Origin of the sequence: Terriglobus sp. TAA 43 (assembly GCF_000800015.1) — a bacterium.
GTDB lineage: Bacteria > Acidobacteriota > Terriglobia > Terriglobales > Acidobacteriaceae > Terriglobus.
Window position 1 is genome coordinate 47,915 of the sequence record NZ_JUGR01000001.1, and the last position, 19,144, is coordinate 67,058.

Consider the following 19,144-nt stretch of genomic DNA (forward strand, 5'->3'; position numbering starts at 1 on the left):
TGCAAGCACGTTGCTTGCCATTTGGCCATCCGTGACGCATCCTTTCGGAGTAGACTTCGGAAGGCAGGTTGCTCTGTTCTCATGAGGCAGGGTCCCAGGTCTTTGCCACGGAGAATTGTCTTTGCTGCTTCAGCCTAAGTTGAACCTTCGAGTTGCTCAGCGCCAGGTGCTTACACCTGGGCTGGTCCAGATGGTGAGCGTGCTCGCGCTCAACAAGCTGGAACTGAAGGAAATGATCAACGCTGAAGTCGTTGAGAATCCGGTGCTGGAGGAGATTGACGAGTCCTCAGCCAGCTTTGAGGAGCTTGCCGGGCGCGAAGGCGACCGCGAACTCTCTGCAGAACAGCAAAAGACCGAGGCCGAGCGGGAAGAGAAAGATCCATTCGATGAGATCGACATGGGTGAATACTTCCAGGAATATCTCGACCCCGGCTTCCGCGCTTCCGGCCCATCCTTTGAAGAGCTTGATTCCCCCTCGTTCGAAAATTTCCTCTCCAAGCCATCCACGCTGACTGATCATCTGCTGTGGCAGCTCGGCGCCATGACATTGCGGCCGGAGCTACGCGCTGCCTGCGAAGTGGTTATTGGCAATCTGGAAGACAACGGCTACCTCACCGTCGATGATGCGGAACTTGCCGCGCTCGATGAAAACGGCCACGCCACGCCCGCCCTCATGGCGGAAGCACGCGCCGCCGTGCAGACCCTCGATCCCATTGGCATCGCCGCCAGGGACCTGCGTGAGTGCCTCCTGTTGCAGATCCGCGCTGCCCTTAGCGACACAGACGACGCCATCCTGGATGAGGAAGAATATGAGGCACGCCAGAGCGAACTAACACTCGCCTGCAGGATTGTCACGGATCACCTGCAACTCTTGCAGAAACGTGATCTTCGCGAACTCGCACGCCTTCTCAACGCCTCGCTGGATGAAGTGCAGTCTGGGATCGATGCGATTCGTTCGCTTGATCCACGCCCCGGCCAGCGTTACAACCAGCAGGAAACGCGGCTGATTGAGCCGGACGTGGCCTTCGTCAAACGCAACGACGAGTGGCAGGTCGTGATGAATGAAGACGATCTGCCCAGCCTGCGCCTCAACGCCGGTTATCGCAAGATGCTGCGCCAGAAGGACACCGAGCGCGAGGTGAAAGAGTACGTCAAGGAGCGGTATCGTTCCGCAATCCAGCTTCTGCGCAACATTGAGCAGCGCAAGAACACCATCGTTCGCACCTGCGAATCCATCGTCCGCCGTCAACAGGAGTTCCTGGAGCACGGCGTCGACTCCCTCCGCCCCATGATGATTAAAGAGGTGGCGGAAGAAATTGGCGTACATCCTTCTACCGTGTCGCGAGCTGTCGCGAACAAATATGTGCACACCTCTCAGGGAGTGTTCGAGCTGCGCTTCTTCTTCAGCGAGGGCGTGAACGGCCCCGAAGGCGGTGATCTTCCGCTCATGCTGTTGAAGAAAAAGGTTCGCAAGCTGATTGAGGAAGAAGATCCGAAGAAACCTTTGACGGACGACGCACTGGCGAGTGAGCTTCAACGGCAGGGAATTCAGGTCACGCGGCGCACAGTGGCGAAGTATCGCGAGGATATGAACATCCCCAGTACACATCAGCGCCGCAAGCGCGACTAGCCGAATCTGCCGCGATCCACAGGGTCTGTCAATCTGGCAGTTGACGCGCCGCCTCGAAGGGACTAGAAACACATCTCAAGGCGCCGGGATTAACGTGGCGTTCACAGATTTCGTGACAACAACCCCGGCATCTTACCCAAGAGGTGAAGGAGGTAAGCAGCATGGATCTTGAGATCACCGGCAGAGGCACACAGGTAACTGCAAAGTTGCGTGCGCAGACAGAAGAGGGTTTGGCGCGCATTGAAAAAATCCTTGGCCCCAAATGTATGGCCAAGGTGGTGCTCAGCTGCGAAAAGAATCGCTGCGAGGCGGAAGTCACGGTGCGCAACACCATCAGTACTTTCTCCTCCCATACCTCGGCAAAGGATGTCGAGATTGCCTTGAAAGACGCTTTGGACAAGGTGGAGATGCAGGCCGTAAAGGCGCGCAAGAAAGTTGTCACTACGCGCCATCATCCGGACCACGATGCCACCGGAACCATTCGCCGGCAGACCACGGAAGCAGGCGAAGTCACATCGGTCAAGAAATCGTCGGCCACCAATAAGACCGGCGTAGGAAAGGCCATTGCGGCCATTGAGGACGGCGAAATCGAAACGGAGGAAGTCGAAGCCGCCTGACGAGTTCTGAGTTCAGTAACGGGAAGAGGCATTCCATCGCGGATGCCTCTTTTCATTTTGAGTCACTCGCGGGCTATCGGGCGATGCTAGCATTTGCGCATGGTCGAACCACCGTCAGGCGGTACCCCGGTAGTGGGAAGCAAGGAGGGAGTGCCTCATACTCCCGGACGCGAACTGGTAGTTCTTACGGGTCTTTCCGGTGCAGGAAAACTCTCTGCGCTCAAAGCATTTGAAGACCTGGGTTATTACGCTGTCGATAATCTTCCGCTGGAATTGATTCCGCAGTTTGCCGAACTTCTGCGTGGCTCAAGCGAATTTACACGCGCGGTTCTGGGCGTCGATGTACGCGAAAGCTCCATTGAGAACTTTCCGGGCATCCTGCATGCTGTACGCGGCCTGCTGCCCACCACGGTGGTCTACCTCGAGGCGTCCGACGATGTCTTGGTGCGTCGCTACTCCGAAACGCGGCGCCCGCACCCGCTTCGTCGCGATGAGTTGGTTTCAGAAAGCATTGCATCCGAGCGCAAGCGCATGGAGCCGATCCGCAACGTGGCCGATGTTCTTCTCGACACGACGCATTTCAACGTGCATCAGTTGCGCGCTCACATCACCACGCAGTTCTCTCGTCGCGAGGGCGAACAGAGACTGCTCGTTACAACGCTGAGCTTTGGCTTCAAGAACGGCGTACCCGCAGAAGCTGACCTTGTCTTTGACGTGCGCTTCCTGCCCAATCCCCACTTTATTCCGGAGTTCCGTCCCCTCACGGGCCGCGACGAGCGCGTGGCGAAGTACGTGATGGACTTCCCGCAGACCCAGGAGTTTCTGGACCGCACAGCGGACATGTTGCTGTTTCTTCTGCCGTATTACGTAACGGAAGGCAAGAGCTACCTCACCATTGCCTTCGGCTGCACCGGCGGACAGCATCGTTCCGTAGCCATTGTGGAAGAGATGAAGAAGCGTCTCAGCGACGCGGGCTATCACGTTAAGGTTTCGCACCGCGACATGCCGCAATAGTGCCCTCGAAGTAAAGTTCCGATTTCCAAATGGAGTCTGTCTGAGATGAAAAATCTCTTTGACCCAATCGTGGTGGAGGACACAAGGCGGCGCGTTCTTGATCTGCGTCCGGAGAACAAGCGGCAGTGGGGCAGCATGGATCTCGCTCAAACGCTTGCTCACTGCACCTCAGGCGTTGAAATGGCGATGGGTGTTATCCATCCCAAGCGTGCACCGTTTCCTGCTAGCTTGATCGGCGTGCTTATCAAGCCGTTGGTCTTCCGCGACGATAAGCCGATGCGTCGCAACTCTCCCTCTTCGCCGGAGTTGTTTTCGGCGAAGCCATCAGAGCTTGACTGCATCCATGAGCGTTCTCGGCTTGTCGCCGCAATCGACAATTTTGCCAATCGTGGTCCTGAGGGTTGCTCCCAATACCCGCACCCGTTTTTCGGACCACTCAAGCCCGAACAGTGGGCCATCCTCATGTACAAACACCTCGATCACCACTTGCGCCAGTTTGGTGTTTAAGGGCTGTTGGTCCCAGGTTGAAGCACATTTTGTCCTCTGCGAGATGTCTCGGGAACTCTTACTTATGACATGTGAACGAGTAAGATAAAACCCGTGCTGTACAAGACACTTTGGATGGTTCGGCCCACGCAATGAAACGCATCCTGCGCCTGCTGTGGTATCTGCGCCCTTATCTGCCTTACACCCTGCTGTCCGTGGTCCTCATGGCCATCGTCGGCGCCATGGCTGCTCTGCGTCTCCTGCTGGTCAAGCCCATTCTTGACAACGTGCTCAGCGCAGACCTTCAGAGCACCAAGATTCTGGTCTTCGCCGTTCCACACACCCACTGGCTCATCAACCTCCAGTACTTCGTGCCGAATCGCTTCCACAATGCCTGGACAATCGTGGCCTACGCGCTGTTTGTCTCGGCGGTATTGAAGTCCATCTGCGACTACGCCGGAACATACCTGGTCAATTACGCCGGCTTCGGCATGATCACGGACCTCCGCAACGACCTGTACGGTGCGGTGCTCAAGCGTTCCAGCGCCTTCTTCCAGCGCTACACCACGGGCGCTCTGCTCTCCACGCTGATCAACGACATTGAGCGTGTGCAGATCGCCATGTCCACCGTGCTCAGTGATTTCCTGCAGCAATTCTTCACGCTCCTTTTCACTGCGTGCGTCGTGGTCATCGCGGGCGGCAGACTCGCTTGGATCCTGCTTGGCTTTGTCGTCGTCATCTTCTATTCCGCAAAGAAGATTGGCCGTGGTGTTCGCCGCAGCACCCGCGGCGGCCAGGATCGCCTCTCAGACATTCAGAATCTCCTGCACGAAACGCTCACGGGCAATCGCATTGTGAAGGCGTTCGGTATGGAGATGTGGGAGATGGCTCGTTTTCGCCGCGCCGCGCGCAAACTGCTCCGCGCCAACATGCGCGCTATGGGTATCAGTTCCATCTCATCGCCGCTGATGGATGCGCTTGGCTCCATCGCCATTGCGCTGCTGTTGTTCATCGGCCGCAATCGCATCGTGCATCACCAGATGACGGCTGGCTCGTTCATCACGTTCCTCATTGCGGTCATCGCGCTCTACGATCCGGTCCGCAAATTCGCCATGTACTACAACAGCTTCCAGCAGGCACTGGGAGCCAGCGAAAAGATCTTCCACTTTCTCGACGAGCGTGACGACCTTCCCGAAAAGCGTGACGCCATTCATCTCAGGAGCTTCGAAGAGGGAATCCGCTTCGACGATGTTCGCTTCGGATATCGCGATGAAGACGACGAAGAGAACTTCCACGAAGTCCTGCGCGGCATCAGCCTATACGTGCAGCGCGGCGAAGTGATTGCTCTCGTTGGTCCCAGCGGCGGTGGCAAATCCACGCTGGTCAATCTCATCCCGCGTTTCTTCGATCCCACGGGCGGCAGCATCACGCTCGACGGCAACGACTTGCGCGACGTGCAACTCAGCAGCCTGCGCAAACTCGTCGGCACCGTAACGCAGGAGACGGTGTTGTTCAACGACACCGTGCGCAACAACATCGCCTACGGCCAGCCCGACGTTCCCATGGAGCGTGTCATCGCTGCGGCCACGGCTGCGCTGGCGCATGACTTCATCGAACGCATGCCCGACGGATACAACACCGTCATTGGTGAAAAAGGTTTCCGTCTCTCCGGCGGCGAACGCCAGCGTCTTGCCATTGCCCGCGCCATTCTGAAAGACGCGCCCATCCTCATTCTTGACGAAGCCACCTCTGCGCTCGATGCGGAGAGTGAATCGCTGGTGCAGGAGGCGCTCTCCAACCTCATGGTGCACCGCACGGTGTTGGTCATTGCGCATCGGCTATCCACGGTGCGCCGCGCAGATCGCATCCTTGTCGTGGAACGTGGACAGATCGTGGAAACCGGCTCGCACGCTGAATTGCTCGCGCACGGCGGCATGTATCACAAGCTCTACATGATGCAGTTTGCAGGAGACGATGCACCACCGGACGCTCCGCTACAACCGCAGGGCGTATAAACTCACTTCAAAAGACGGACGAACGACAATGGCAGGTATTCTCTTCATCATCTCTGCGCCCAGTGGCTCCGGTAAGAGCACGCTCGTGGGCGAACTGCGAAACTACGTGGAGGGACTGGAGTTTTCCGTCTCATACACCACCCGCGCACCCCGCGGCAGTGAAGAAGATGGACGCGAATACCACTTCACCACGCGTGAGAATTTCGAACGCATGATCAGTGAAGATGCCTTTCTCGAATGGGCAGACGTTTTCGGCAATTACTACGGAACTGCGCGCGCCGCATTGGCGCAGGCCGCAAAAAACGAGCACGATCTTCTGCTCGACATCGACGTGCAGGGTGCGCTGCAGGTGATGGAACGTGTCCCTGAAGCGGTCTCCATCTTCATCCTGCCTCCCAGCCCGGCCATTCTGGAAACGCGTTTGCGAAATCGCAGCGCCGCAGAGCGTATGACGGACGAAGCTGTGATTGAACGCCGTCTTCGTCAGGCGCATGGCGAACTGGAGCATGTGTCGAAATATCGCTTCGCCATTGTGAACAATGTGCTCGACACCGCGGCAGCAGAACTTCGCGCTATCGTGTTGCAAGCACGTGGTGTTGCGTCGCAGGCAGATGTTGCATTGGCAGACGGATGCCGCACTCAGATATCACCGGAAGGTGTACGTCAGGTGCTGGAACAGTTTGCTGCTGCACCACTGACACCCGCAACAAAGTAACCGTTTCGTCTACTTCTGATAAAAATCTTCGCGCCGTTTCATGCCATCTGGGTTACAGTTGCCTCATGCGGTACGGAGGCAAAGGGAATGAACGAATCTTCGCAAGCCCTGAACGGTATCGACGATGCTCTGCTTAATAAGTACAGCCTGGTAAAGGGAGCCGCACGCCGCGCGCGTCAGCTTCAGTCCGGTGCTGCTCCGCTTGTTCACACCAACAGCATGAAAGCCTGCCGCGTGGCGCAGGACGAAATCCGCAGTGGATCTGTGCGGTATTTCGTAAAGCCTTCTCCGAAGGCCATTCTTCCGTCCGCACTGTAAGTTCCTGTGTTGCGGAAGGTCCGGTGCACCGCCGTCCACAGGGCGAGAACGTTGCTGCGCTCTAGAATGGACACATGGACGGAAGCGCTGAATCACTGCGCGGGTACCTGGAGTACCTTCGCGACTTAGGAATTTACGACGTGTATCGCACCAGCGATCCGTCAGATGATCCTGCGCTCGCCGCATGGTGGAAGTCAGTTGCCACGCCGGTAACAGCATCTGCACCGGCAACTCCGCAACGTCCTGCAAACTCAGGCAGTCCATCTCCACAACGACCCGCCGCGCCTGTGCAGCGTCCTGCCCCAACTCCCACGCCGCAGCGTCCCCCGATGCCGTCGAGCAATCGCGCACCGGACATTGTCATCACACCGCCCACAGCCGCGGCTGCACCGCACGCATACGACTTCGATCAGGCGCCCGCGCCCACAGGACAGCTCGCTCCCCCTGCCATGCCTCTTGTCAGCTTCAACAATCTCGCACCTCTGCCCACAGAGCGCGTTGCGCCTGCGAACAAACTCGCTGCACTGCAAAGCGTCCGCGACACCATCGGTGACTGCACACGCTGCCCGCTGGCCTATGCCGGCCGTCACAACATCGTCTTCGCCGACGGGGACCCCAACGCCGAACTCATGTTCGTAGGGGAGGGCCCAGGAGCTGACGAGGATGCCAGCGGCACTCCCTTCGTAGGCAAGGCAGGGCAGTTGCTCAACAACATGATCAACGCGATGGGCCTCAAACGCGAACATGTCTACATCGCCAACGTAGTGAAGTGCCGCCCGCCGCAGAACCGCACCCCGGAGCCGAAGGAAGCGAACACCTGCTCGCCATTCCTCTTGCAGCAGGTGGACATCGTGCAGCCGAAGGTCATCGTCGCACTCGGTGCAACGGCAGCCACATACCTGCTCGGGGTGAAGCAATCGTTGGCAAACCTGCGCGGCCAATGGCACGACGTACGAGGAGCCAAATGCGCCGTCACCTACCATCCCGCCTTCCTTCTGCGCGATCCACGCCAGAAAGGCGAAGCCTGGAAGGATCTCCAACGCGTCATGGTAGAGCTTGGATTGAAACCCCCTGCAAGAAGCTGACTAAGTCCATTTAGTTATTTCTAGGTCGCAAGGATCACGCGAACGAACAGGCTGGACTATTTCAGTCCAGCCTGTAGTGGCGGTCGATGTTCCATTCGCCTTATTTCGCTGGATTACCTGTCTGCGACACGCTTCGAATCGTCCAGAAATCAGAAGCAAGAGACGCTTCTGTCACATACGAATAGGGCATTTTGAAGTAACCCTTCAGTCCCCACTTCGGACCCCAGGAGTTACGAACCAGGAAATGACGCGAAGCATCGTCATAGCCCACGGCCATCACTGCGTGACCGCCAACCGATTTTTCGCTGCCATTAGGCATAGGAACGATCCCGGTCCTGGCGACGGTAGGACCCTCGAAGGACGAATACACAGTGAAGCCAAATACAAATGGAAACCCTGACGCCAGGCAGCCCTTCATCGTGTTGAGATTCTGGATCAGCCTCTGATAAAGGGTCACCACGTCCTTTTGGGCTTCCTTATATACGCTTGCCGGGGGTTTGGTGCTGAACTTGCCAATCGCATAAGGCCACATCGTTTCAGGCGGCGCACCCTGCGTCGCAACGCTCTTGATCCCATCACGGATCTGCGCACCGGAATCGCTTGCAACGGTGCCCTCGATCACGCGTTCGTTGTAATAAATAAAAAGTCGCGAAGGAACGAACCGTTTTGCTTGATCAAATTCGATAGCTGCGGCGATGGCGTTCGCAGTGCAACTCCCCAGTTGTCCCTGATCGTATACAGGAGGGCACTTGTGCGACAGGTCCACTGAGGCAGGCAGGTCTTTCTGGAAAGGTGTCGGCGCTGCATAAAGAAAATCGCGCTGATCTGGCAGATCAGGAACCCATCCATATTTCTGAATCGTATGTGGAGTTGGTGCAGCCGCCGCCGCTTTTGGGGCAGTACCTTTTTTTGCTTTCGCCATAACTCTCTCCTTGATGACTATCGAAGCTTCGAACTAAGTTCTAAAACGTACAGCTCCCGAGTTGCATCGAAAGCAAAATCATTCGCAACATCACAAATGGCAGCATGTATGGCTCAAATTACCGCCGCCACCTTATTCCATGTCAAGACTTATCTAACCGTTGTTATTAGAAAAGTGCTGACTTAGTGTGTCCGGGCTTCTTATCAATACATCCTGGATAAGCTTCGATGTAGCTTGCGCTAAAGTTCTCTGCGCGACAGCGGCAAGCTACGTAGTCGACGTAAAACAAATCGCCGGCATACCCGCGCGCGGCCAGTGTCATAACCTGCCCCGTCCTTCTCGCCTTTCCTTTGCGACCACGCCAGAAGGGGAGGCCCGGAAGGATCTCAGCGTTATGGCGGGACTGGCTCCGAAGCCACGCTCGCGACCAGTCGTTAGATCGGCAGCGTCGTCTCATTCCGCTTCTCCGCAAAAGAAAACTTGGCATTCTCTCGACGCATGAGTTAGGCTTACCTAAAGACAATTTAGGTATACCTAAATATGTATGGCCAACAAAGCATTCTGATCGCTATTTCACTCGCTCTGTCACCCCTCGCCGCCGCGCAGAAACCAATAGCGCAGGAGGAGGTGACAGTGTTCGCAGACGAGGCGCAACCCCTCGTCAACAGCCCAACGGCTCAACATACGCTGAACACGAAACAGCTTGAGGCAGTGCCCATCTTCAACGCCTCCACGGGATTCACCGACATCCTCACACGCACAACGCCCGGCGTGGCCGCGGACGCGAATGGCTTCGCCCATCCTCTGGGGGAACACGCCGACACCTCCATCTCGCTCGACGGTCAACCCATCACCGACCAGATGGCGAAGGTTTTCTCCAACCAGATCGACCCGAATATCATTCGCAACCTTACCGCCACAACTGGCGCGCCTCCCGCTGAATTCGGCGACAAGACCAGCCTCGTCGTAAGTGTCACAACAAAGTCCGGCTTAGCTCGGAAACCATTCGGCACCTTCTCCACCACGTACGGCAGCTTCGGCACATGGTCGCAGAATCTTGCACTCGGCACAGGCGGCCAGCACTGGGGAGAGTTCCTTGCCGTCGGCGCAAATGGCTCCGAACGTTTTCTCGACACACCAGAGTTCATCCCCTTACACGCGAACGGGAATGGCCAGGGTGCTTTCAACCGGATCGATTTCCAGCCGAACGCAGCGAACCAGTTTCACCTGAACCTCGGTGCCGGACGTTCATGGTTTCAAACGCCCAACAGCTACGACACCGCCGCAGCAGGGCAGGATCAGCGCAGCCAGATCCGCAATGCAAACTTCGCCCTCGGCTGGACGCACATCTTCACGCCATACGTACTGACCAACTTCATACCCTTCTATCGCCACGATGAAGCGCAGTACTTCCCATCCGCAAATCCATTAGCCGACGCCACCGCAACCCTAGCGCAGAATCGAACGCTCACCAACACCGGCTTCCGCCTCGAAGGCGAATACATCCGCGGCGCACACACAACAAAGATCGGCAGCACCTACTGGCACACGCTGCTGCACGAACGCTTCGCTGTCGGCCTCACCGATCCGCTTTACAACGCACTCTGCACCGATGCCACTGGCAATCCCGTAGCAGCAATAGGTGTCGACTCCACCAGTCAATGCGCAACCTCCGGATACGGCATCAATCCCAACTTCCTGCCCAATCTTTTGCCCTACGATCTCACGCGTGGAGGCTCGCTATTCCGTTTCAATCAATCCGCAGACGTAGTGCAAGCCGCGTTCTACATGCAGGACGAAATCAAACTAGGCAACTGGGTACTAAGCCCCGGCCTTCGCTACGACATCTACAACGGCCTAAGCCACGGAAACCAATTGCAGCCGCGCTTCGGCATCGGATGGCGAACACCATGGGCGCACACGTTGCTGCGGGGCTCATACGCGCGCCTTTACGAAACGCCGTACAACGAAAACCTCATCTTCGCCAACGAAAGCTCCGCAAACAGCACCGGCAAGAATCCATTCGCCAGCTATCGGTCTGAGCCCGTCCGCCCCGCAACTCGCAACCAGTTCAACACCGGATTCGAACAGGCCTTCGGAAATCATTTCAGCGTGAACGCCGACTACTACTGGAAGTTCACACGCGACGATTTCGACTTCGACACGCTCTTCAACACGCCCATCACCTTCAGCGTCGCGTGGCGCAAATCAAAGATCGACGGCCTCGCACTCACAGCCAATCTGCACGACTGGCATGGCCTCAACATCTTCAGCGTCATGGGCCACGTTCGCTCGCGATTCTTCACACCACAGACGGGCGGTCTCATCTTCAACAGCGTTCCATCAGCACCTGTTTTCCGCATCGACCACGGCGAAGAGTTTGAACAAACAACCGACATCCGCCATGAATTTCCCGCACGCCTCATCGGAGAACATCACCCTTACATCTCCACCATCTGGCGTTACAACAGCGGCCTCGCCCTGCCTGACACAGTGCCAACGTATCTCGATGCTCTGAATCTCACCGCCGACGAACAATCGCAGATGGGCCTCCACTGCGGGAACAGCTACGCCACACCAACACAGCCAATCCGGCAATGCAGTGCTGCATCCTTCGGCGCAACACGCATCCGCATCCCAACCTTCGGCACAGAAGACGACGACAGGAATCCCGTACGCGTCACACCACGAACACTGTTCGATCTCACCGCAGGCGACGACCGTCTCTTCCGCTTTGAGCACGTAACGGTAGGCGCGCGCATAGCCGTACTGAATGTGGCGAACAAGATCGCCCTGTATAACTTTCTCTCCACCTTCAGCGGCACACATTTTGTCCCGCCAAGAACCGTGCAGGGAAGTCTCCAGTTTTCCTTTTAGACCTTAGTTCTGCCAATAGTGCGAGCCATACGCGCAAAGCCCTGCACAATAGGCCGCTGCTCACCCTTACGAAACGCAAGCTCTACATGACTCACCTCAGTAGCGCCACGCAGTGGAACATACACCACACCTTTCTCCGCAATGGTTGCTACGCAAGCCGGTGCAATAGAAACTCCAAATCCCGCCGCCACCAGCCGCACAATGCTCAGCCAATGTGAAGCCTCCTGCACCACACGAGGGCGAAATCCCGCGCCACCACAAAGCGATAGCGGCTTGTCGAAAGCAACGCTTCCCGCAACGCGTGAGTAAAACACGAAAGGTTCATCGCGCAGTACCGAAGCATGAATCGTCCGCTGGCTCGCACGCGGATGTTTACTTGGAAGCACTGCAAGATAGCGTTCCGTAAACAACGTCTCGACTTCCAGATCAGGCTGTGGATCACTATCGCGCAGAATACCGGCATCCAGCGTTCCGTCCAGCAACCCGCTGGCAACGCGCGATGTAAACGATTCATGCAGATGAATCTGCACCAGCGGAAAAGCAGAACGATACTGTCGAAACACGGCAGGCAACGTCGCCAACATGCTGGAACCCACGAACCCAACATTCAAACGCCCACTTTCACCGCGAGCAATGCTGCGTGTCTCCTCCAGGTCAAGCCGCACGTTGCGAAGCGTCCGATGCGCACGCTCCAGCAAAACCTTGCCCGCAGAGGTAAGTGACACGGACCGCGAAGTGCGCGTAAACAGCGGCGATCCCACAATCTCTTCCATGCGCCGGATCTGTTGCGAAAGCGCAGGCTGCGCCAGGTAAAGCTTTTGAGCCGCACGTCCAAAATGCAACTCCTCCGCAACCGCCACGAAGGATCGAAGGTGCTTTAACTCCAGATCGGTATCCATGCATTCAGCTTATCAATCGCTCTGATTATGCTATTGGACACGCCTGATCTGCATCATTAGGTTGGAGTCATGGCAGTACTGGCAGCGTCACCACAAAACGTCCTTACAAAAAGCCCAGGATGCTACGTATGCGGCCCCAAAAATCCCGCAGGACTCGGCATCCGTTTCGGCCACACCGCACCTTTCACGGCAGAGGCACGCACCATTGCGCGTCGAGAACACGAAGGCTGGAACGGCATCCTACATGGCGGCATCACATTCACGCTGATGGATGAAGCGCTGGGATGGTGCCTGCACTTTGAGGGGATACAGGCCGTAACGGCAAAGGTTGAAACACGTTTCCTCCGCCCTGTACCAACAGATGCAGTGCTGTGTGTCCGTGCGTGGGTAACACAGGATCGCGGACGCGTGGTGTACGCAAGTGCAGAAGTAACGTCAGGGGACAGGGAAACGGTCTTTGCCGAAGCAACGGCAACCATGATGCGCGCACGACCTGGCGCGGAGAAGAAACAATGACAAATCTAACCATGCGTCCCATGCAATCGCAGTCGGATGCCGATGCATTCCGCGCCCTGAACGAGGCATGGATCACAAAACTGTTTCGCTTGGAAGAAAAAGACCGCACCACACTTAACGATCCCTACAACACCATCCTAGCCAAAGGTGGCCAGGTATACGTCGCGGAGCTCGACGGTCGCATCGTCGGAACTGCTGCGTGGGTTCGTTACGCCGAGGGCATCTACGAGCTCTCAAAGATGGCGGTGGACAGCACAGTCCGCGGGCAGGGCATCGGAAGAAAGCTATTGCTTTACATGATCGATCAGGCACGCTCTCTCGGCGCGCGCACGGTGTTTCTTGGCAGCAGCAAGAAGCTGCAAAATGCCGTGCACCTCTACGAAGCCGTGGGCTTTCACCACGTCCCTCCTTCTGAGCTGCCGGAGATGAAGTACGACCGCGCCGACGTTTTTATGAAGATGGAGATGGCGCCACTTTCCGGCGCTTAACGCGACTCTCCTGCGGCGCTGGAGGAGTTGCACCTTCGGTCTCCTCCGGCAGATCGCGCTTGTATTTCAATGAGTACCGGTTCCGAATCTGGCGGCTGATGTACGTGCTCAACCCCGCACCCGCGCGTGCAAGCTGCCGCATCACCTTTAAATGCAGGCGACCGGTGGCGGCAGGCGTGTACACGTACACGTCGCCGTTCCGAAACTGGATGTGCATCGCGTCATTCTCAAACGCGTACGCCACAACACCGCTGGCGGCATGTACCTTCCGGTACGGTTGAAACGTCACTTGGCTCATACACTAGAAGATGTGTCTTTCTTCGTAGACGTCGCCTTGCCTGTTCCGTTAGACCGATCATTTACATATCGGGTCGACGGCGAGGCGCCTGCCATCGGCGCGCGCGTCCTCGTGCCCTTCAGCGGACAACGGCTGATGGGCGTGATTCTGCGCGTGCATTCGCAGGAACCCGAAGGTGAATTTGAGGTTAAACCGGTACAGCAGGTGCTGGACGACGCCTCGCTCCTGCCCGACGACCTTCTGCGCCTTGCGGAATGGATCGCGCAGTACTACGTCGCCCCGCTGGGCGAGGTCCTGCGCGGCATGCTGCCCCTCACCGCGGAAATCCGTCGTGTGTTTCTCTATCGGATTGCCGAACAGGGCCGCCGGGTTCTGTATGAGGGCGCAGAAAAAGGTTCGTCGCGCCGCTCAAAGCTGTCGACGGAAGAGCAAAACCGCGAATACGCCGTGCTCAACGCGCTGGAAAGCGGCAACGCACTGAAGCTCGCGCAACTTCGTTCCGCCACAGGAGCAGGGAAGGCGCTGCTGGAAGGCATGGTCCGCAAGCGCTGGCTCTCACGCGAAGTCGAGGCCGACGAACGTGATGCACGCCGCACCGAACGTGTCGCCGTCCTCGTGGAAGACGCACGCCTGCCCAAACTGAACGACAACCAGATGCGCATCCTCGCGGAACTCACTGCAGTCGGCGGCCGCATGCCGGTGCGTCATCTGCGCGACCTTCCCGTGCCCGATTCCACGTTGACCACACTCGTGCGCCGCGGTCTGGTCGTCATTGAAGACGAGCCACTCGCATTCCATCTCGGCGGCGTGCATGCAGAGGGCAAGAAACACGCACACGAACACGCACTGAACGAAACGCAGATGGAAGCCCTCGCGTCCATCGCGGCATCACTAGCAGAAGGCAGCTTCAAGCCGCATCTGCTCTACGGTGTCACTGGTAGCGGCAAAACAGCGGTGTACTTCGCAGCCATGCAACGAGTCCTTGCCACCGGTAAGGCCGCCTTGTTACTGGTGCCTGAGATAGGCCTCACGCCCGCCATGGCAGGGCAGATGTACGCAGCCTTCGGTGACGAAGTAGCTCTGCTCCACTCGCAGCTTTCACCTGACGAACGCGCCGAACAGTGGCACCGCATCCGCCGTGGCGAAGCTCGCGTCGTTGTCGGCACCCGTTCGGCAGTCTTTGCACCCGTGCCATCACTCGGCCTCATCATCGTTGATGAAGAGCACGACTCCAGCTACAAGCAGGAAGAAACACCGCGCTATCACGGTCGCGACGTAGCCGTCATGCGCGCCAAGCTGCTCGACATCCCGGTCATCCTCGGCTCAGCCACACCATCATTAGAAAGCTGGAACAACGCGCAAACAGGCCGCTACACATTGCTGAAGATGGAACAGCGCGTGGCCAATCGCCCCTTGCCCGAGGTCGAACTCGTCGACATGCGCGCAGAGTTCCAGCAAACGGGCGCAGAACATCTCTTCAGCCGCCGCCTCATCGAAGAGACACAGGCCACACTCGACCGCGGTGAACAGGCCATCATCCTGCTCAACCGTCGCGGCTACAGCTACGTGGTCATGTGCCGTTCCTGCGGCGAAAAGATCGAGTGCGAAAACTGCGCCATCTCCATGACGTTCCACAAACCGGTACACGGCACGGACCTCCACGCAGAACCCGGCGAGCGCCTCGAATGTCACTACTGCGGCTTCCGTCGCAACGTGCCGAAAGCCTGCCCCAAATGCTCCAGCGAGCACCTCTACTACATGGGAGCCGGCTCACAGCAGGGCGAGGAACGCTTGCAGGAGATCTTTCCCTCCGCGCGCATCGGCCGTATGGACCGCGATACCGTACGCGGGCGCGGCGACATGGAGCGTCTGCTTCAACGCCTCCACTCCGGCGAAATCAACCTGCTCGTAGGCACGCAAATGATCGCCAAGGGGCACGACATCCACGGCGTTACCACCGTCGGCGTCGTAGGTTGCGATCACGCGCTCGGTATGCCGGACTTCCGTGCCGCAGAGCGTGTCTTCCAGCTACTCACCCAGGTCAGTGGCCGCGCCGGTCGTGGCGAAAAGCCAGGCCGGGTCCTGGTGCAGAGTTATCACGTGGATCACTACGCAGTCCGCTGCGCCGCCGCGCATGACTACGAAGGCTTCGTGCGCCGCGAAATGCAGTTCCGCCGCCCATTCTTCTACCCGCCCTTCGGCGTCCTGACCAACGTCTTGATCCAGTCGCAGGATATGGGCGAAGCCATGCGGTGGAGCGGGGAACTTGGCCGCTGGTTCAACACCGCATCCGTTCCGGGCGTCCGCATGCTTGGCCCAGCGGCAGCGCCGGTCTCGCGCCTGAAACGCATCTACCGCTACCACCTGCTGCTGAAGGCACAACGACGCAGCGACCTGCAGGCAGGTCTGCGCAACATGTTGCGTCATGCGGAACACAAGGGCATCCCGCGCAACGCCATCCTTGTCGATGTCGATGCGATCAGTTTGATGTGAAGCGGAGCTACTCGGCCTTTGCTGCCAGTGGCTTATCCAATTCCTGCAGATCTTTGCCAGGCTTGAATCGCACGGCGCGTCCGGGCTCAATGTCCACTTCGGTTCCAGTGCGTGGATTACGGCCGATACCGGTTTTCCGAGGCTTCACTGTGAAGACGCCGAATCCGCGCAGTTCGATGCGGTCACCAGCGGTAAGCGCTTTTTTCACGCCCTTCAAAATGTCTTCCACGGCCTGTTCGGCACGTGTTCTCGGCAGACCGGTACGGTCCACGACTCGCTGAATCAGGTCCTGCTTGATCACGGGTTTGTTTTCCCTTCCAGTGTCTGAGCGGCCATGGGCAACCGGCGCATTGTCATGATGTTAGGAACGCCTTTGGCCCCTGTCAACATTCTCCTGAAACCTTTGTCCACAAAAAAGATCAAAGTGTCCGATTGTCGTAAGATGACACAAACAGCAGAGTTACGCAGGGCGTACCCTCGCGGCAGGAGTGCAATGTCGATTAAAAGCGATAAGTGGATCCGGGAGCAGGCAACAAAGCATGGCATGATTGAGCCGTTCAGCGAGAAGCAGGTGAGCAAAGGCTGCATCTCCTATGGGCTCTCGTCCTATGGCTACGACCTGCGGGTCTCCAATGAGTTCAAGATCTTCACCAATGTGAATAGCGCCATCATTGACCCCAAGGCATTCGACGAACGTTCCTTCGTCACAGTCGAGGCTGATAGCGTTATCGTTCCCCCAAATTCTTTCGCTCTTGCCCGCTCGATCGAATACTTCCGCATCCCGCGCGACGTCCTCACGATCTGCGTCGGCAAATCCACGTATGCGCGCTGCGGCATCATCGTGAACGTCACGCCGTTTGAGCCAGAGTGGGAAGGCTACGTCACCCTCGAAATTTCCAACACAACGCCACTTCCCGCGAAGGTTTACGCAAACGAAGGCCTCTGCCAGATTCTCTTTTTCCAATCGGACGAAGTTTGTGAAACCAGCTATGCGGACCGTTCCGGCAAGTACCAGGGGCAGCAGGGAATCGTGCTGCCGAAACTGTGAATACTTCAGACCAATCGGCAGGCGGGCGACTGCGGATTGGTGTGGTCAGTAGCGATGCCCTGCGCATTGAGGGCCTCCGCGCGATCCTGGAGGGGACCTGCGATATCGTCCCCATGACGGCGCCGGAGACCCTCCGCGACAACGAACTGGCAATGGTCCTGATCGACGTTCCCGAGGATGATCTCCCCGCCCTCATGTCCACCCTACGACGGGCGCGCCCTGGCCTTCGCTTGATGGTGCTTGGCACACGAAGCGACCCCGGATTCATTCAAAAAGTCGTTGCTGGTGGCGCCAAAGGATATCTCCTCCATACCGCCAACCAGAGAGAAATCACCATGGCCGTAGAGGTTGTGGCCGACGGCTCCATCTGGGCTCCCCGCAAAGTTCTTGCCAGCCTGATCGACACGATCGCGCCGACGGAAGGCAGGGCGCCGGAGCTGCGGCTGACTCCTCGCGAACAGGAAGTGATCGAGCTTCTCATCGCGGGCCGTGCGAATCGCGAGATCGCTGCCACGCTCGGCGTTGAGACCAAGACCGTCAAAAGTCACGTAGGTCGTCTGTTGCAGAAGTTCGGCGTTCCCAATCGCGTCGCTCTCACGGTACGTGCCTTGGAAATGCAGATCGGCAAAGAGCTCTAAAGACGCTGGAAGACTTCCTAAGAATCCCAATTTCGTTGGAGTTTTTGCAAAATCAAGATTATGTGGAGGGCTTAGGCCCTCCGTAACTTGTACATTGCTCTTGCAGACCTCATCCTAGCTTTACGTAACACAGACCTGGGAGAAGAGGGGCTGGCGGCGCGGGTGAGAACCTGATCGACAGCCCCCATTTTTTGCTCTCTCACGGCACTCATCACCCCTTCCCATCACTTCAAGTACAACGTTCCTTCCCATCTGTTCATCCCACTGTATGAACTGACAGTGGCGGTGGAAAGCAATAACTGCCACGGATAGGGTGGAACACTGTGATCAATCGATGGAAAGCTGCAATGTGTTCGGCAATGGTGCTTGCTGTAACCATTCCGGCTATGGCTGCCGACAAGGCGAAGCTCGATGAGCGTCTAACTGACTCCCAGAACATCATTAACGAAATTATGGCGACTCCGGACAAGTCCATTCCGAGCTCCATTCTCGGCGGCGCAAGCTGTGTTGTGGTGATTCCTGCTTACAAAAAGGGCGCATTCATTGTTGGCGCGCAGTACGGCCAGGGTGTGGCCACTTGCCGCACGGGCCATGGTTGGAGCGCTCCGGTATTTGTGCAGCTTACAGGCGGTAGCGTGGGCTTCCAGATCGGCGGCCAGTCTACCGATCTAGTGCTAGTTGCCATGAACCAGAATGGTCTGCAGCACATGCTGGCGAACAAGTTCAAGATTGGCGCGGACGCCGCTGCATCTGCCGGCCCAGTGGGTCGCAACGCTCAGGCGGGTACCGACTGGAAGCTCAACGCGGAGTTCCTGACCTACTCGCGTTCCAAGGGCCTTTTCGCCGGAATCAACCTCGATGGAACCGTGCTCTCGCAGAATCTGGATGACACTCGCGAGTATTACGGTACGGCGACTCCGTTCAAGGCAATTCTCGGCGGCAACATCCCCACCCCGCCGGATGCCCGCCCGTTCGTCGGCACCGTCGCAAAGTACTTCGTGGCCACCCACAACAAGTAGGCTTCCTTGCTAAACGGCTGACGCTCACCGCGTCAGCCGTTTTTTATTGTCTGCGACTGTACGAAA

The 19,144-nt window shown here is 57.6% G+C and carries 19 protein-coding genes; 15 read left to right on the plus strand and 4 right to left on the minus strand.

Annotated elements, in window-relative coordinates:
* Window positions 1-121 precede the first annotated feature (121 nt).
* From rpoN to M504_RS00270, 8 genes are all read left to right on the plus strand, one after another.
* Complete coding sequence (rpoN, locus tag M504_RS00235; RefSeq protein ID WP_047486645.1) at window positions 122-1,630, plus strand: RNA polymerase factor sigma-54; 1,509 nt, start codon at window positions 122-124, stop codon at window positions 1,628-1,630.
* A 161-nt stretch (window positions 1,631-1,791) separates the two neighbouring features.
* Window positions 1,792-2,247: a ribosome hibernation-promoting factor, HPF/YfiA family gene (gene hpf / locus M504_RS00240; protein WP_052200139.1), complete on the plus strand. Its 456-nt coding sequence runs from the start codon at window positions 1,792-1,794 to the stop codon at window positions 2,245-2,247.
* 99 nt (window positions 2,248-2,346) lie between these two features.
* On the plus strand, window positions 2,347-3,261 hold the full coding sequence (rapZ, locus tag M504_RS00245; protein ID WP_084213962.1) for an RNase adapter RapZ: 915 nt from the start codon (window positions 2,347-2,349) through the stop codon (window positions 3,259-3,261).
* Window positions 3,262-3,306: 45 nt separating this feature from the next.
* Window positions 3,307-3,768, plus strand: a complete 462-nt coding sequence (locus tag M504_RS00250) for a DUF1569 domain-containing protein (protein WP_047486647.1) — start codon at window positions 3,307-3,309, stop codon at window positions 3,766-3,768.
* A 131-nt stretch (window positions 3,769-3,899) separates the two neighbouring features.
* Complete coding sequence (locus M504_RS00255; RefSeq protein ID WP_047486650.1) at window positions 3,900-5,762, plus strand: ABC transporter ATP-binding protein; 1,863 nt, start codon at window positions 3,900-3,902, stop codon at window positions 5,760-5,762.
* A gap of 28 nt (window positions 5,763-5,790) precedes the next feature.
* Window positions 5,791-6,477 (plus strand): guanylate kinase, encoded by a 687-nt coding sequence (gene gmk / locus M504_RS00260; RefSeq protein ID WP_047486653.1) that lies wholly within the window; start codon window positions 5,791-5,793, stop codon window positions 6,475-6,477.
* Window positions 6,478-6,564: 87 nt separating this feature from the next.
* Window positions 6,565-6,795, plus strand: a complete 231-nt coding sequence (gene rpoZ / locus M504_RS00265; RefSeq protein WP_047486656.1) for a DNA-directed RNA polymerase subunit omega — start codon at window positions 6,565-6,567, stop codon at window positions 6,793-6,795.
* A gap of 74 nt (window positions 6,796-6,869) precedes the next feature.
* A complete protein-coding gene (locus M504_RS00270) occupies window positions 6,870-7,880 on the plus strand; it encodes a uracil-DNA glycosylase (protein ID WP_047486659.1) in 1,011 nt (336 codons plus the stop codon).
* Window positions 7,881-7,980: 100 nt separating this feature from the next.
* Here M504_RS00270 and M504_RS00275 read toward each other — a convergent pair whose 3' ends face one another.
* The gene (locus M504_RS00275) at window positions 7,981-8,802 is read right to left on the minus strand and encodes a C1 family peptidase (RefSeq protein WP_052200140.1); all 822 of its coding nucleotides are present in this window, start codon (window positions 8,800-8,802) and stop codon (window positions 7,981-7,983) included.
* A gap of 627 nt (window positions 8,803-9,429) precedes the next feature.
* Between M504_RS00275 and M504_RS00280 the strand changes: the two genes are divergently transcribed.
* Entirely contained in the window at window positions 9,430-11,679 is a 2,250-nt protein-coding gene (locus M504_RS00280) for a TonB-dependent receptor (RefSeq protein WP_198137485.1), read from the plus strand.
* On the opposite strand, the gene M504_RS00285 is transcribed toward M504_RS00280, so the two are convergent.
* Entirely contained in the window at window positions 11,676-12,578 is a 903-nt protein-coding gene (locus tag M504_RS00285; protein ID WP_047486662.1) for a LysR family transcriptional regulator, read from the minus strand. The genes M504_RS00280 and M504_RS00285 overlap by 4 nt on opposite strands.
* A 69-nt stretch (window positions 12,579-12,647) precedes the next feature.
* Between M504_RS00285 and M504_RS00290 the strand changes: the two genes are divergently transcribed.
* Window positions 12,648-13,094: a PaaI family thioesterase gene (locus M504_RS00290; RefSeq protein WP_052200142.1), complete on the plus strand. Its 447-nt coding sequence runs from the start codon at window positions 12,648-12,650 to the stop codon at window positions 13,092-13,094.
* The gene (locus tag M504_RS00295) at window positions 13,091-13,582 is read left to right on the plus strand and encodes a GNAT family N-acetyltransferase (RefSeq protein ID WP_047486665.1); all 492 of its coding nucleotides are present in this window, start codon (window positions 13,091-13,093) and stop codon (window positions 13,580-13,582) included. Before M504_RS00290 ends, M504_RS00295 begins: the two co-directional genes overlap by 4 nt.
* On the opposite strand, the gene M504_RS21660 is transcribed toward M504_RS00295, so the two are convergent.
* The gene (locus tag M504_RS21660) at window positions 13,545-13,880 is read right to left on the minus strand and encodes a hypothetical protein (protein ID WP_198137486.1); all 336 of its coding nucleotides are present in this window, start codon (window positions 13,878-13,880) and stop codon (window positions 13,545-13,547) included. The genes M504_RS00295 and M504_RS21660 overlap by 38 nt on opposite strands.
* Window positions 13,881-13,892: 12 nt before the next feature.
* Between M504_RS21660 and priA the strand changes: the two genes are divergently transcribed.
* Window positions 13,893-16,373, plus strand: coding sequence for a primosomal protein N' (priA, locus tag M504_RS00300; protein WP_047492807.1), 2,481 nt, complete (start codon window positions 13,893-13,895; stop codon window positions 16,371-16,373).
* A 7-nt stretch (window positions 16,374-16,380) separates the two neighbouring features.
* Here the strand turns inward: priA and M504_RS00305 are convergent, their stop codons facing one another.
* Window positions 16,381-16,674: an HU family DNA-binding protein gene (locus M504_RS00305; protein ID WP_047486668.1), complete on the minus strand. Its 294-nt coding sequence runs from the start codon at window positions 16,672-16,674 to the stop codon at window positions 16,381-16,383.
* Window positions 16,675-16,866: 192 nt separating this feature from the next.
* Between M504_RS00305 and dcd the strand changes: the two genes are divergently transcribed.
* The 3 genes from dcd to M504_RS00320 all read left to right on the plus strand — a co-directional run bounded on the left by dcd (window position 16,867) and on the right by M504_RS00320 (window position 19,078).
* Window positions 16,867-17,421 (plus strand): dCTP deaminase, encoded by a 555-nt coding sequence (gene dcd, locus M504_RS00310; protein ID WP_047486671.1) that lies wholly within the window; start codon window positions 16,867-16,869, stop codon window positions 17,419-17,421.
* Entirely contained in the window at window positions 17,418-18,059 is a 642-nt protein-coding gene (locus M504_RS00315) for a response regulator transcription factor (protein WP_052200143.1), read from the plus strand. The genes dcd and M504_RS00315 overlap by 4 nt, the downstream gene beginning before the upstream one ends.
* A 347-nt stretch (window positions 18,060-18,406) precedes the next feature.
* The gene (locus tag M504_RS00320; protein ID WP_047486674.1) at window positions 18,407-19,078 is read left to right on the plus strand and encodes a lipid-binding SYLF domain-containing protein; all 672 of its coding nucleotides are present in this window, start codon (window positions 18,407-18,409) and stop codon (window positions 19,076-19,078) included.
* The last annotated feature ends 66 nt before the right edge of the window (window positions 19,079-19,144 follow it).